Origin of the sequence: Bacillus spizizenii TU-B-10, assembly GCF_000227465.1 — a bacterium.
GTDB lineage: Bacteria > Bacillota > Bacilli > Bacillales > Bacillaceae > Bacillus > Bacillus spizizenii.
In genome coordinates this window covers 223,063-236,268 of the sequence record NC_016047.1, presented here as the reverse complement: position 1 = coordinate 236,268, position 13,206 = coordinate 223,063, and the positions used below count along the sequence as shown (strand labels likewise).

Annotated in this window: 14 protein-coding genes, 2 tRNA genes and 2 rRNA genes; 4 read left to right on the top strand and 14 right to left on the bottom strand. The window is 41.6% G+C overall.

The window, feature by feature from the left end; all coding sequences use genetic code 11:
• The 10 genes from GYO_RS22995 to GYO_RS22955 form a co-directional block, all read right to left on the bottom strand.
• The gene (locus tag GYO_RS22995; protein WP_014112373.1) at positions 1-756 is read right to left on the bottom strand and encodes a hypothetical protein; all 756 of its coding nucleotides are present in this window, start codon (positions 754-756) and stop codon (positions 1-3) included.
• 198 nt (positions 757-954) lie between these two features.
• A complete protein-coding gene (locus tag GYO_RS22990) occupies positions 955-1,656 on the bottom strand; it encodes an MBL fold metallo-hydrolase (RefSeq protein ID WP_041520832.1) in 702 nt (233 codons plus the stop codon).
• Complete coding sequence (gene bet / locus GYO_RS22985; RefSeq protein WP_014112371.1) at positions 1,653-2,411, bottom strand: phage recombination protein Bet; 759 nt, start codon at positions 2,409-2,411, stop codon at positions 1,653-1,655. The genes GYO_RS22990 and bet overlap by 4 nt, the downstream gene beginning before the upstream one ends.
• Before the next feature lie 42 nt (positions 2,412-2,453).
• The gene (locus GYO_RS22980; RefSeq protein ID WP_014112370.1) at positions 2,454-4,427 is read right to left on the bottom strand and encodes a coiled-coil domain-containing protein; all 1,974 of its coding nucleotides are present in this window, start codon (positions 4,425-4,427) and stop codon (positions 2,454-2,456) included.
• Positions 4,424-4,609 carry a YjzJ family protein gene (locus GYO_RS22975; RefSeq protein ID WP_041520831.1) on the bottom strand — a complete coding sequence of 62 codons (186 nt, stop codon included), beginning with the start codon at positions 4,607-4,609 and terminating at the stop codon, positions 4,424-4,426. The genes GYO_RS22980 and GYO_RS22975 overlap by 4 nt, the downstream gene beginning before the upstream one ends.
• Positions 4,610-5,028: 419 nt before the next feature.
• On the bottom strand, positions 5,029-5,193 hold the full coding sequence (locus GYO_RS43935) for a hypothetical protein (protein WP_014112369.1): 165 nt from the start codon (positions 5,191-5,193) through the stop codon (positions 5,029-5,031).
• Positions 5,194-5,454, bottom strand: coding sequence for a hypothetical protein (locus tag GYO_RS22970; protein ID WP_014112368.1), 261 nt, complete (start codon positions 5,452-5,454; stop codon positions 5,194-5,196). It lies immediately after the preceding gene.
• Entirely contained in the window at positions 5,444-5,977 is a 534-nt protein-coding gene (locus tag GYO_RS22965) for a helix-turn-helix domain-containing protein (RefSeq protein ID WP_014112367.1), read from the bottom strand. The genes GYO_RS22970 and GYO_RS22965 overlap by 11 nt, the downstream gene beginning before the upstream one ends.
• A gap of 64 nt (positions 5,978-6,041) precedes the next feature.
• The gene (locus GYO_RS22960) at positions 6,042-6,233 is read right to left on the bottom strand and encodes a helix-turn-helix domain-containing protein (RefSeq protein WP_017696740.1); all 192 of its coding nucleotides are present in this window, start codon (positions 6,231-6,233) and stop codon (positions 6,042-6,044) included.
• 12 nt (positions 6,234-6,245) lie between these two features.
• The gene (locus tag GYO_RS22955) at positions 6,246-6,479 is read right to left on the bottom strand and encodes a helix-turn-helix domain-containing protein (protein WP_014112366.1); all 234 of its coding nucleotides are present in this window, start codon (positions 6,477-6,479) and stop codon (positions 6,246-6,248) included.
• Positions 6,480-6,639: 160 nt separating this feature from the next.
• Between GYO_RS22955 and GYO_RS22950 the strand changes: the two genes are divergently transcribed.
• From GYO_RS22950 to GYO_RS22935, 4 genes are all read left to right on the top strand, one after another.
• Positions 6,640-6,969, top strand: a complete 330-nt coding sequence (locus tag GYO_RS22950) for a helix-turn-helix domain-containing protein (protein ID WP_017696738.1) — start codon at positions 6,640-6,642, stop codon at positions 6,967-6,969.
• Positions 6,970-7,214: 245 nt separating this feature from the next.
• Positions 7,215-7,880: a hypothetical protein gene (locus tag GYO_RS22945; protein ID WP_014112364.1), complete on the top strand. Its 666-nt coding sequence runs from the start codon at positions 7,215-7,217 to the stop codon at positions 7,878-7,880.
• A gap of 86 nt (positions 7,881-7,966) precedes the next feature.
• The gene (locus tag GYO_RS22940) at positions 7,967-8,500 is read left to right on the top strand and encodes an ImmA/IrrE family metallo-endopeptidase (protein WP_014112363.1); all 534 of its coding nucleotides are present in this window, start codon (positions 7,967-7,969) and stop codon (positions 8,498-8,500) included.
• A complete protein-coding gene (locus GYO_RS22935) occupies positions 8,487-9,671 on the top strand; it encodes a tyrosine-type recombinase/integrase (RefSeq protein WP_014112362.1) in 1,185 nt (394 codons plus the stop codon). The genes GYO_RS22940 and GYO_RS22935 overlap by 14 nt, the downstream gene beginning before the upstream one ends.
• Before the next feature lie 106 nt (positions 9,672-9,777).
• On the opposite strand, the gene GYO_RS22930 is transcribed toward GYO_RS22935, so the two are convergent.
• The 4 genes from GYO_RS22930 to GYO_RS22915 form a co-directional block, all read right to left on the bottom strand.
• Positions 9,778-9,850, bottom strand: a tRNA-Thr gene (locus GYO_RS22930).
• Between the two features lie 2 nt (positions 9,851-9,852).
• A tRNA-Asn gene (locus GYO_RS22925) sits at positions 9,853-9,927 on the bottom strand.
• A gap of 44 nt (positions 9,928-9,971) precedes the next feature.
• Positions 9,972-10,087: ribosomal RNA gene (gene rrf, locus GYO_RS22920) — 5S ribosomal RNA — on the bottom strand.
• A 54-nt stretch (positions 10,088-10,141) separates the two neighbouring features.
• Positions 10,142-13,069 (bottom strand): 23S ribosomal RNA (locus tag GYO_RS22915).
• Positions 13,070-13,206 lie beyond the last annotated feature (137 nt).

Here is a 13,206-nt window from a genome sequence, read left to right as displayed (position 1 = left end):
TTAAATGCCGATGCCATTCTCTTTGGCGTATGCTTCAAGAGCAGCAAAGCTATTTTCTTGTACCGATCCGCGCGGCCTAAATTCTGAGACATTAGAAGGCTGTTTTTCGCTTTGTTTAGCAGCCCATCTATCACGAATAATTGGTTCACAGTAAGAAAAAGAATTTATCTTGTCTCCTGGATATTTAGGTTTATATTGCTCAAAAATTTCATCTATCCAATTCAAAACATCGTCGATAGGTATTTCTGCCTCTATGACTCTTTTGATTGCCGCTGTATCTACAGCAGATAAAAATAGAGAGCCTTTTCTCGAAGTGAATTTCTCTTCGATTTTTTGGAAAGAAGTCGAGCCCTCGTCCTTCGGCTGAGGTGCTTTCGGCTTTTCTTTAGCCTTATTTTCATATGCAGGTTCTTCAGCAGCACCTTGGAATTTTGAATAATTTAATACAGTCCAAAGCATTCCGTATTCAGTTTCCTCTGCAGTAATCATTCCTTTTGCCTGAAGCCTTTCAGCTGCAGCCTTTACTGCTGCTCTTGTGAATTTGGTTAAACCTCTGCCCTTTTTAATCGCTAAGTCATCACATAATTTTGAATATGAGCGGATAAACTGGCCTTTTTTCAACTCATAATCATTAATCTTCATACCGTCCTGAAACGCAGCTTTGGTAATTAAAAAAGTGAACAACCTAAAGCCGACATTATCTGTAAAAATCTCATGATCGACCATTGACTTATATAGCCTCACCCATCCAGCCAAGGGTCCCGCCTCCTTTCCATCACTATTTCTTTCTGCAGATAGCTTTTAACCCTTTGATTGTCACAAGAGTAAGATCGGGTTCATATTTTCGAAAATAGGTTGAAACGTACATTAATAGAGTGTCCTTACGCATATCTGGGGCCACTGTCTTGGCCAATGACACGTAACAATAAGGGTAAGGAACCGCAATTAAGTCAGTCATGGTATATAAACAACCTTTCCAGTCAATTTCATGATGTCTTCTTTAAAAAGCTTCTCGTCGCTGTTTGATTCAGAAAGATGCAGCAGCCAAATTTCCTGAACCCTGCTCAAGTCATTTGCCTTCAAAAATTCTTTTACGTTTTCTAAACTGAAGTGCGACTGTAAGAGTCGTTTTTTCATAAATAGCGGAGTACGGCCGCTTTCGATGTTTTCGTTCAGTATTTCATTCGAGTAATTGCATTCCACCATAATGTGAGTGAGTCCTGGAAACTTGTATTTGATGTAATAGGTATCAGTGGCAAACAGAAGCTTGTCACCGTCCTCATTAGCCAACAGGAAGCCATACGGCTCTGCCACATCGTGCTGCACGTCAAAGGGCATAATAGACCAAGAACCAATTTTAAACGGCTGTTTAGCGCGCACAGGCTTTATTCTGTGATGAAAAATGCCAATTGCTCCAGCCGTCCCAGGAGACATATAACAATCAATGCCGGCTTTCAGAACATCCTTAATTGCTTTGCAGTGATCCCCATGCTCATGAGAGATCAGGCAGCCAGCAAACTGTGACATCCTATACTCGAAGCCCTCCTGCATCCTCTTAAAACTGACCCCACATTCTAAAAGAAGCGGGGTCTTGCCATCGGTAACCCGGTAGCAATTTCCCTTACTGCTAGATGACAAAGCGGTTACTTCAATCAAAAGTCTGGCCCACTTTCAAAAATTGAAGGCTTATCTTGACTTTCTCTTTTTATTGGCTGAGGTTCAGGCTGTCCTGCTTGTGTTGTTTCTGGTTCTGGTTCGAGAATCGGATTTACATCAATAATCTCTGTATTTGCATTCTCATTTACTTCACGCCGTACTCTATCTTCAGCTAGGATGTCATCATTAGCCTGCTCCTCTTCCTCTGTGTATAGGTTGCCTAGACTATTTGGAAAAGCTTCTCGTAAGGCGTTTACTATTGCTGTTTTTCGAATCATATTCAAGGGCATTGACTTCCACGTGGACTGTCCTTTGCTAAATTCTTCTAAGCTAATACGTACTGATATTGGTTGCTGTCTATCCGCACGGTAAACTTCTGCCCATCCACCAATTAGTTTGTCGTTAGAAAGCTTGATTGCGCCTTCCAAATCAACCATTTTGCCTTCACGCTCAACGATAATTCCAGCCTTAAAGCCTTGAAATTGTTCGTTGTTCTCTGCGCGTTTCATAAACGCTTCTTTCCCAACGATCATTTGAGCTGGCGATCCTTTAAATTTCACTAGGTAAGCTTCATTTAAAAATGGATTGAGTTTTTGATACTTGCAAAGATTTATAAACATTGCCGCTTCTTGATCAGTTACATCAGAGTTTCCACGAACCAAAAAATTCTTTACAGTTTTTCCTGTAAGCTTGACGGGTTCACCGTGTACTGAAAACTCAACGGACTTAGTCATTAATTCATTTTGTTCGCTCATTTGAATCCTCCTTTTTATGTTGAACAATGTAATAGGCCCCCATTAGATTGCCTCCTGAACTAGTTCGTCTTGAAACTCGACACGAAGCTGTTTATCTTTCTCGGAAACAATCAGACTGAGGATCTGTGATTTTGTGTTGATCAATTTCGTCACCGCTTCAGAGTTATCAACGAAAATAGGAGCAGTGATTCCGTAGTAATCATTAAGGGTATTAATGATGTCTAACCCAACGTTAATACGTGCTGCATTGTTTAAGCCGGACGAATACGGCACACCTTCATAAAGGGTTTCACATGTCTCTTCCAGTCCCCCGTTGATCTGGTCCTTGAAGAGCTTGAAACGAGCATATTTAAACTTACTGTTTATCTTCTCTTCGAGGAGATTCACCTTAGTGCGAACAAATTCTTCAGTCAAAAAGAGTTGATGTTGTAGCTGTTCATATTGTTCTGCTAACTCTTTTTGTTCCTGCTCAAGCTGCCTTACCCGATCATTAACATGCCTTGCGTGATCAATTTTCGCTTGATCTTTTTGAAGCAGCAAAATCTCTTGTTTTCTACTGTTGATATCATCCTTAATCAATTGAACGGCTTGATCTGTGGAAGATTCTAAATGCTGAATTTCATTCCGAACGGCCTCAATTTCAGCTTGTTTGTTTTGATAAATTGGATCCGCTGAAATATCTGATCTATTGCTTTGCGCGCCCTCTAATTCTTTTTCAAGTGATAATAAAGTCTCTTCTTCACTCTTATAGGCATCCTGCAAATTAGATATTGCAGCTTCTAATTCCTGAATAGCATCCTCAGACTTTTCTTTTTGACTCTTAACCGACTTGCCTTTTTCATTGATTTCAGCTAAAGCTTGGCTTTTATGAAAATTGAATTTTTCAATGGCTTGATCAATTTTTTCTTTCGGTAATTCTTGGCCGCATGTAGGGCATTCAGTTTGATGTTGATCAAACGTCTCCTCATTCTTGTCGCACCAACTCTGGCGCAGCGACTCGATTTCCGTATTTAATCGATCCAAATTGTCTTTTTCAAGTGATAACTGCCGCTGATTCGACTTAATCTCCATTGAAATTTCATCAATCTTGCTTTTCACAGGGTATAGCTGCTCTTTAATCTCATTGATCTTTTTGTATTCTTTTTCCTGATGATCATTTTTGATTTCCTGAAGATCATTCTGCAGCTGGAGAATTACTTTCCTCTTCTCAGAAATAGCTTCACCATTACGAGCTGAACGAAGTTTCTCCTCCAATGACTCAACTTCTTTTTGAAGAAAATTTATCTCGTCATGTAATTCTTGTTCATCTAGACCAGATGTATCTTCGACTGTGCGCTGGACTTCATCGATTCTTACCGGTATTGCATCGAGCCTTTTATTTATTTCACGCTGTTTTCCCGCGATCACCTTTCTATGCTCTTCAAGCGACCGTTTCTTTAAGATGCTTTCCAGGGCAGCCACAGAAGGGTTTTTACTGAATACTTCCTCGGCTGTTACATCGCCGCTAATCTCAAGTAGAATCTTCCGTCTGTCTTGCCATTTCAATTGCTCATTGAAGAATGATGGAGAAGTAATGAGTTTAAATTTGTCTTCTGCAATAATTGAGCTGACTCGATCATTAAACTCTTTTTTCTTTGATGGCACTTCGTTAATAAAATAGTCAGTGGTATGTCCAGAGAATACTGCTTCAGCACTACTCCGCTTTCTTGTCCACTTCTCGGAGTACACCTTTTTCAGAGACAATTCAGCTCCATCGATCAAAAACAAGCCGCTGACTTCATGATCCAGTCCGCTAATAGGCTTGTTTTCTTTTGTTAGAGTTTTAATCTGAAAATCTTTTTTGTTTTGGCTGTCCTTATCGAATAAGAGCCAAATAAAAGCATCAAACAATGTTGTTTTTCCTGTTGCATTATCACCGAAGACCTTGACGTTCTCGCCTTGAGTATCAAGAGTAAAATGTTTAATCCCCTTAAAATTACGCAGTTCTAATTTGAGCAGTTTAATTTCCTTTTTCATTTGTCTTCACGTCCTTTCTCTTTAAACTTGCGAGAAAGATACTCATTTCGCGCCTCAGCTGTCGGGAAGTGAAAACATGGATTCCCCTTAAGATCATAGGAAATTGATCCACCTACAGTGGTAAGATTAATTTGATCGCGACGATGATCACTAAACGGCTCAGTGTAAAAAACTTCATTCATTTGTCAAAGACCTCCAAAGATTTGATTTTTGGAAGGTGATACAGTACACTATCAATACCAAAGTTTGTAACACCTTCTACGGCTCGCTCTGCAAAGCGAGCTTTTTTTATTTCACTTTTTGAAGTAGTTCCTGAACACTATCAGGAACTTTGTGTTCACATTTGCTGCAATAAATTTTGTAAGATCGTTCTTCGACCTTTCCGCAATTAGGGCACTTCCTTGGCGGAATAACCAGGTAAAACACCGAAAATCCTCCTTTCTGATGCTTGTACGCATCGTCAGACCAGAGAGAGGATAGTGGTAAAATAAAGGGGGTTTAGGATGGATAAAAAAGATCTCCCCCTGGCCTGACGACAAGAACAAGCTTGCCGTGCTCAATAAAGAGCGATATAATACCTTCATAACGTTTTATATTTTCCTTAAGCAGTGAGTGTAGGAGCTTGCTGCTTTTTTATATTTTCAATAGCCTTCTTCGCCTCGGCATTCACCAGAAGAATCTGTGCTGGATTCCTCTTTACTTCCCGACAATGATTCACAACCTCAGAAGCTTTCATTAACCGGCTTGCAGATAATACAAATTTCATTCAAATCATCCCCTCTAACTTTTTTTCAAAAAAATCTTTTGACGGAATAACTTCAACAATGCGATCGAAGTCTCGCTTGGATTTTATGTACTGATCTAGTTGTTTTACAGATTTGCGAAGTTCATTAACCGTTTCATTCGCCTTTTTCATATCTCCGTTAGCAACAGCTTTGATCAAGAGCTTTGAGTATTCCTCTATAAAAATTTGTTCTCGCCTTGCTGAATTAAAGTGTTTTTTCAAAACCTTGTCCTCAAGAAGCACCTTTGATTAACCCCCTCGTTAAAAGCTTCATTTTATGCTTGCCCCACATCTTCACCCATGAAATCGAGTATTCCTTACAGAGAACAACGATTAGTTGAGTTAAAGCTGTTATGACGTCTAAACATTCCTGAATCGATTTTTCAATCATTTTTGTATCTGACAATGTTTTGGGATTAACTGAAATATGCTCGACTGAATTTTGTAAGGCATCCAGCGCTTCTGTCATTTGTATTTTGGATTGAACAAGAAGGTTCACCCTATGCAAATCGGCTGTTTCCCCGTCCAGGATTAAAGGTCCCCAGCCTGTATAATCAGAAGCAGCTTCAAGGGCAGGCCGTGGATCATTATGTTTCTCAGCAAAATACTGAGCCACCTCCGGCTGAACTTTGTGGCGGCCGCATTCCTGATGAGATACAGATTCACGTGAAAGAAATAATTCATCGTCCATAGATAATTGCTGTTGTGTAAGTTCCGCCTCTTTACGAGCGCTTTTTAATGCTTTCGGTGCTCTACCAAATTTCACTTTGACCCTCTCCTTTTTCTACCAAATTTTTAACCGTATATTGGTAAACTTTAGTTAAAAGATATTAAGCAGAATCATCAACACTGTTCTGTTCTAATTGGCTTATCCAAGCATTTAGGGTTTCTGGTCGGAAAAATATTTTCTTTCCAATTCTGAAATGCGGAATTTCCTTATTTCTAACCAAGGAATAAATGGTTTCTTTATGAACCCTCAGTAAACTAGCAGCTTCCTGAGGGCTTAATGGTTTGTTGCTCATAATGAAATCCTCCTAAGCACTGTTTGTTTCTAAATCAGAAACGTTTTCAGCAAAAAAATCTGTGATTTTGCATTTTAAATGTTGCGCTAAGGTCGGCAATTGATCTGCTTTAAATGCATAAACACCCTGCTCATACTTTAAATAACTTGAGCCAGTTTTTAATCCTAGCTTTATTGCTAGATCTCGCTGAGAAATTTTTAATTCGATTCGTCTATTCTTGATAAAAACTAAATCGAGTTTCTGCATATCTTTCGCTCCTTTCGTTTCTGTTTCAGAAACTTTGTAACCACATAATACAGTTCTAAAACAGAAATGTCAACAAGTTTTGTTTACGATTTAGAAACTTTTTTTATTTCCATAACGGAAACATGTTATCATTTGTCTTACTTAGAAAGTGGTGAAAACAATGAATATAGGTGATCGGATAGTTTTATTAAGAGAAAGAAAAGGTTGGTCCCAAAGGGAATTAGCCCGCCGTGTAGACCTAAATTATGCTGTTATGAACCGTATAGAAAAAGGCACTCGACCTATTACTGATTCAGAAATAATCAAGTTAGCTGAGGTCTTGGATGTCACAACAGACTATCTGTTAAAGGGAAATTCAAACGACTCTCAAATAGATGAACTTTTAAATGATCCTGAAACCCTAATTGCTGGTCGTGATGGAAAAATTACTAAAGAACAAGCAAAAGAACTTTTGGATTATCTTTTGAAAAAAGGGTTCGATGAACAGTAGCAGCTATTCTTTATTCTTAATTCTTTAATTCTTCTTCTGGTAAAACATTTGTTAAACATTTGTTTAATAAAAAGAAACCTAAGTGTTAAATAAAACTTTTTGCACTCCCTGAAAACATAGATATATCAAGGGTTTATCATGGGTGCATGCTGTAAAACAAACTGTTTAACATTCATTAAGTTAAACGAAAGATAAAGAAAAGTTAAATCATCAAAGAGTGTATTCATATTGAGGGGGACAATTACTTGCAGCTTTACAAAAAAAGAATCTTATTACTTTTATTGTTTATGATGAGTTTATACTTAACTGCTTGCAGCTCTTCTGATTCGTCAAACGAGGCAAACAATAAAGAGGACACAGCGAGCGAAAATCAGGAAGATACATATCAAACAGGAAACAACCGTTCTTTAACTGAACCCGGTCAAAAGTACAAAGAAGATACCGGGGAGATTGTTGAATTAAATAAAATAACGAATCCAGATAAACATATTGATATTTCACCTCTTAAAGTGACAATAGACGATATAAAAGTGTTAACTCGCACAAATATTCCTAGCGACACTCTGCAGATGTATGAACTGAAAGTCGCCAAACAGCTTGATGAACCTTTAAGTTACATTCAAATAACTGTTACAGCTGAAAATACAGGAGATGCGCTTGTAAAATGGAAAGGGATTTCTATGGTCATCCCAAACACAAAGGAACAAATAGAAGTAGATAAAAATAACCTTATGGAGAATGGACCACATGATATCTACGGGAACGCTAAAGATGAGTACACAATAGGAGTTATATATGACGGGGATCCAGAAGAGATAAATTCTTTGACTCTTGTTCTGGGAGATACTTATGATAGCGAATCATATAAAACTATAACAAACGAAAAGACTATTAAATTAGATATAAACTAAATTTAGTATTTAAGCTCTTTAGGGAGCTTTTCTTTTCAACACAAAACCGAACATAGGTTTGCGTTACGTTAGTAGGAGGCTTTATCTTGTATCAATTATCACTTCTTGAAGATCGAATCAAGACAATATATACAGGTATTGGAATTGCTGATCCGGGTACATGGGACTTGGAACTAATTGCAGATAGGTTAAAAATAATAGTCCATTACAAAAACCGTTCATCTGTAGCAGTAAAACTGCTGGGAATGGCTTGTATTATTCTTGATTCGCGATTATCTAAAAAAAAGCAGTGGGAAGACTTTTCCCATGAACTGTGCCATCACATAAATCATGTAGGTGTTCAATACAAATTACCCCCACTCTTTAGAGAATTACAGGAGAATCAAGCAAATGCATTTATGTATCACTTTGCTGTACCTAGCTTTATGCTGAAAAACATCAAATTACCGGCAACCAAGCGGGAATCTATAAGTCTCATATCTGATCTTTTTCAGGTTACACATCCTTTTGCGGAAAAAAGATTGGATATGTACTTCCGTAAGTTATTCAGCTTTAAGTACCAATCATTCATGATTCAAAAGAATAAAGAAAGGGAGAAAATTTTATATGCCAACAATTGAAAAAAGAGGCGAAAAGTCATTTCGATTAGTTGTTGATATCGGTACGAAGAGCAAGCGAAAAAGAAAGGTCAAAACAATTAGAATAGAGGATCCAGCTTTATTAAAAACCACTAAAAAACTGCGCAATTACCTGGAGAGTGAATGGTATAAATTCAAAACAGAAGTTGAAGCCGGCGCTTATATCACACCACACAAACGAACATTCAATATGTTCATAGAGGACTGGGAGAAAAAATATGCCCTGGATCATCTCGATGATAAAACTCGTGAAACTTATGAATATATTATGGGGAAAGAAATACAGCCCTATTTTGGAGACATGTACTTAGACGAGATTCAGCCTATTCACATATTAAATTTCCTAGAAGAATACCAAAGGGAAAATGATGTCTCAACGTCAAGCATTCATGCAAGATATCGAATCATTAGAGATATCTTAGGAAGAGCAGCTGAGTGGAAAATTATAAAAGAAAACCCTGCAGAAAACGTAAAGCGGCCAAAACAAAAATACAATGAATATGAAATTTATACTGAAGAAGAAATAAAGGAAATTTTTATGCTATTAGATGAACACGCTCCATTGAGGAACAGAGTTATGATTAAATTTGCTTTTACTGGAGGATTTCGTAGAGGTGAACTATTAGCAATCGATGAAACAGATTTATTTTTTGATACTAATGAAGTCAGAATTGATGAGTCTTTACAATATACAAAGAAGAAAGGTTATCGGTTTAAAGATCCTAAAAGTAACTCTTTCCGAAAAGTTACGATGCCGCCTGATATTATGCAAGAAGCAGCTATTTTGCTACGAGAGATCAAGAAGAATAAATTACTGTTGGGTGAACTGTGGAGAGGAACAGATAAGCTTTTGTTATTTGGTGGGGATATGGGGCAACCCCAGTATCCAACCTCACCTAATACTTGGTGGCAGAGATTCACTAAGAGACACAATATCAAGCCAGGACGTCTTCATGATATGAGACACTCACACGCAACGATGTTAATAAATCAAATTGGGAAAGTACCTGGATTAAACATTAAAGCTATTTCTCAGAGGCTTGGCCATGCTAACGTCCAAACCACTTTGAATATTTACACTCACGCTAACCGTGAATCAGATATTTTAGTTGCTGATGCAATCAATAATATATTAAAAACGGGGACATTTTAGAGAAATTCTCTAATTTGCCACCCGTATGACACCCAACTATTTTAGACAAAAAAAATAACAGTTCCATATTTCGCGGAAACTGCATAAGATCAACGTATTTTAAATAAGCTTCCAAGCGGGCTCGAACCGCTGACCTCTTCCTTACCATGGAAGTGCTCTACCTGCTGAGCTATGGAAGCAATGGCTCCGCAGGTAGGATTCGAACCTACGACCGATCGGTTAACAGCCGATAGCTCTACCACTGAGCTACTGCGGAATAATATAAGCTTCATAAACAAACATGGTAGAAATAAAAAATCTGCTTGGCGGCGTCCTACTCTCACAGGGGGAAACCCCCGACTACCATCGGCGCTGAAGAGCTTAACTTCCGTGTTCGGTATGGGAACGGGTGTGACCTCTTCGCTATCGCCACCAAACAAATTGAGAGTGTTCTCTCAAAACTAGATAACAGGTGTGACATCATTCAAAATGTGGTTAAGTCCTCGATCGATTAGTATCTGTCAGCTCCATGTGTCGCCACACTTCCACCTCAGACCTATCAACCTGATCATCTTTCAGGGATCTTACTTCCTTGCGGAATGGGAAATCTCATCTTGAGGGGGGCTTCATGCTTAGATGCTTTCAGCACTTATCCCGTCCGCACATAGCTACCCAGCGATGCCCTTGGCAGAACAACTGGTACACCAGCGGTGCGTCCATCCCGGTCCTCTCGTACTAAGGACAGCTCCTCTCAAATTTCCTGCGCCCGCGACGGATAGGGACCGAACTGTCTCACGACGTTCTGAACCCAGCTCGCGTACCGCTTTAATGGGCGAACAGCCCAACCCTTGGGACCGACTACAGCCCCAGGATGCGATGAGCCGACATCGAGGTGCCAAACCTCCCCGTCGATGTGGACTCTTGGGGGAGATAAGCCTGTTATCCCCGGGGTAGCTTTTATCCGTTGAGCGATGGCCCTTCCATGCGGAACCACCGGATCACTAAGCCCGACTTTCGTCCCTGCTCGACTTGTAGGTCTCGCAGTCAAGCTCCCTTGTGCCTTTACACTCTGCGAATGATTTCCAACCATTCTGAGGGAACCTTTGGGCGCCTCCGTTACCTTTTAGGAGGCGACCGCCCCAGTCAAACTGCCCACCTGACACTGTCTCCCCGCCCGATAAGGGCGGCGGGTTAGAAGGTCAATACAGCCAGGGTAGTATCCCACCGATGCCTCCACCGAAGCTGGCGCTCCGGTTTCCAAGGCTCCTACCTATCCTGTACAAGCTGTACCAACATTCAATATCAGGCTGCAGTAAAGCTCCACGGGGTCTTTCCGTCCTGTCGCGGGTAACCTGCATCTTCACAGGTACTATAATTTCACCGAGTCTCTCGTTGAGACAGTGCCCAGATCGTTGCGCCTTTCGTGCGGGTCGGAACTTACCCGACAAGGAATTTCGCTACCTTAGGACCGTTATAGTTACGGCCGCCGTTTACTGGGGCTTCAATTCGCACCTTCGCTTACGCTAAGCGCTCCTCTTAACCTTCCAGCACCGGGCAGGCGTCAGCCCCTATACTTCGCCTTACGGCTTCGCAGAGACCTGTGTTTTTGCTAAACAGTCGCCTGGGCCTATTCACTGCGGCTCTCTCGGGCTTGCACCCTAACAGAGCACCCCTTCTCCCGAAGTTACGGGGTCATTTTGCCGAGTTCCTTAACGAGAGTTCTCTCGATCACCTTAGGATTCTCTCCTCGCCTACCTGTGTCGGTTTGCGGTACGGGCACCTCTCACCTCGCTAGAGGCTTTTCTTGGCAGTGTGGAATCAGGAACTTCGCTACTAAATTTCGCTCGCCATCACAGCTCAGCCTTATGGGAAACGGATTTGCCTATTTCCCAGCCTAACTGCTTGGACGCGGATATCCAATACCGCGCTTACCCTATCCTCCTGCGTCCCCCCATTGCTCAAATGGTGAGGAGGTGGTACAGGAATATCAACCTGTTGTCCATCGCCTACGCCTTTCGGCCTCGGCTTAGGTCCCGACTAACCCTGAGCGGACGAGCCTTCCTCAGGAAACCTTAGGCATTCGGTGGAGGGGATTCTCACCCCTCTTTCGCTACTCATACCGGCATTCTCACTTCTAAGCGCTCCACCAGTCCTTCCGGTCTGGCTTCACAGCCCTTAGAACGCTCTCCTACCACTGTTCGAAGAACAGTCCGCAGCTTCGGTGATACGTTTAGCCCCGGTACATTTTCGGCGCAGAGTCACTCGACCAGTGAGCTATTACGCACTCTTTAAATGGTGGCTGCTTCTAAGCCAACATCCTGGTTGTCTAAGCAACTCCACATCCTTTTCCACTTAACGTATACTTTGGGACCTTAGCTGGCGGTCTGGGCTGTTTCCCTTTCGACTACGGATCTTATCACTCGCAGTCTGACTCCCAAGGATAAGTCATTGGCATTCGGAGTTTGACTGAATTCGGTAACCCGGTAGGGGCCCCTAGTCCAATCAGTGCTCTACCTCCAAGACTCTTACCTTGAGGCTAGCCCTAAAGCTATTTCGGAGAGAACCAGCTATCTCCAGGTTCGATTGGCATTTCACCCCTACCCACACCTCATCCCCGCACTTTTCAACGTGCGTGGGTTCGGGCCTCCATTCAGTGTTACCTGAACTTCACCCTGGACATGGGTAGATCACCTGGTTTCGGGTCTACGACCACGTACTCATGCGCCCTATTCAGACTCGCTTTCGCTGCGGCTCCGCATCTTCTGCTTAACCTTGCACGGGATCGTAACTCGCCGGTTCATTCTACAAAAGGCACGCCATCACCCGTTAACGGGCTCTGACTACTTGTAGGCACACGGTTTCAGGATCTCTTTCACTCCCCTTCCGGGGTGCTTTTCACCTTTCCCTCACGGTACTGGTTCACTATCGGTCACTAGGGAGTATTTAGCCTTGGGAGATGGTCCTCCCGGATTCCGACGGAATTTCACGTGTTCCGCCGTACTCAGGATCCACTCAGGAGAGAACGAAGTTTTGACTACAGGGCTGTTACCTTCTATGGCGGGCCTTTCCAGACCTCTTCATCTACCTCGTTCTTTTGTAACTCCGTACAGAGTGTCCTACAACCCCAAGAGGCAAGCCTCTTGGTTTGGGCTAATCCCGTTTCGCTCGCCGCTACTCAGGGAATCGCATTTGCTTTCTCTTCCTCCGGGTACTTAGATGTTTCAGTTCCCCGGGTCTGCCTTCTCATATCCTATGAATTCAGATATGGATACCACTCCATTACGAGTGGTGGGTTTCCCCATTCGGAAATCTCCGGATCAAAGCTTGCTTACAGCTCCCCGAAGCATATCGGTGTTCGTCCCGTCCTTCATCGGCTCCTAGTGCCAAGGCATCCACCGTGCGCCCTTTCTAACTTAACCGTTAAAAAGAATCACTATGTGATATCTTGTCTTACTAATTGAATGTGATGTCTACTGTTATCTAGTTTTCAAAGAACACGTTTCGAAGGAATGATCCTTCAAAACTAAACAAGACAGGGAACGTTCTGTTTATAAGA

Coding starts and splice junctions, on each gene's coding strand:
- GYO_RS22975 (WP_041520831.1), bottom strand. CDS start 4,609: ATGAATGAAGTTTTTTACACTGAGCCGTTTAGTGATCATCGTCGCGAT.
- bet (WP_014112371.1), bottom strand. CDS start 2,411: ATGAGCGAACAAAATGAATTAATGACTAAGTCCGTTGAGTTTTCAGTA.
- GYO_RS43935 (WP_014112369.1), bottom strand. CDS start 5,193: ATGAAATTTGTATTATCTGCAAGCCGGTTAATGAAAGCTTCTGAGGTT.
- GYO_RS22960 (WP_017696740.1), bottom strand. CDS start 6,233: ATGAGCAACAAACCATTAAGCCCTCAGGAAGCTGCTAGTTTACTGAGG.
- GYO_RS22950 (WP_017696738.1), top strand. CDS start 6,640: ATGAATATAGGTGATCGGATAGTTTTATTAAGAGAAAGAAAAGGTTGG.
- GYO_RS22935 (WP_014112362.1), top strand. CDS start 8,487: ATGCCAACAATTGAAAAAAGAGGCGAAAAGTCATTTCGATTAGTTGTT.
- GYO_RS22980 (WP_014112370.1), bottom strand. CDS start 4,427: ATGAAAAAGGAAATTAAACTGCTCAAATTAGAACTGCGTAATTTTAAG.
- GYO_RS22955 (WP_014112366.1), bottom strand. CDS start 6,479: ATGCAGAAACTCGATTTAGTTTTTATCAAGAATAGACGAATCGAATTA.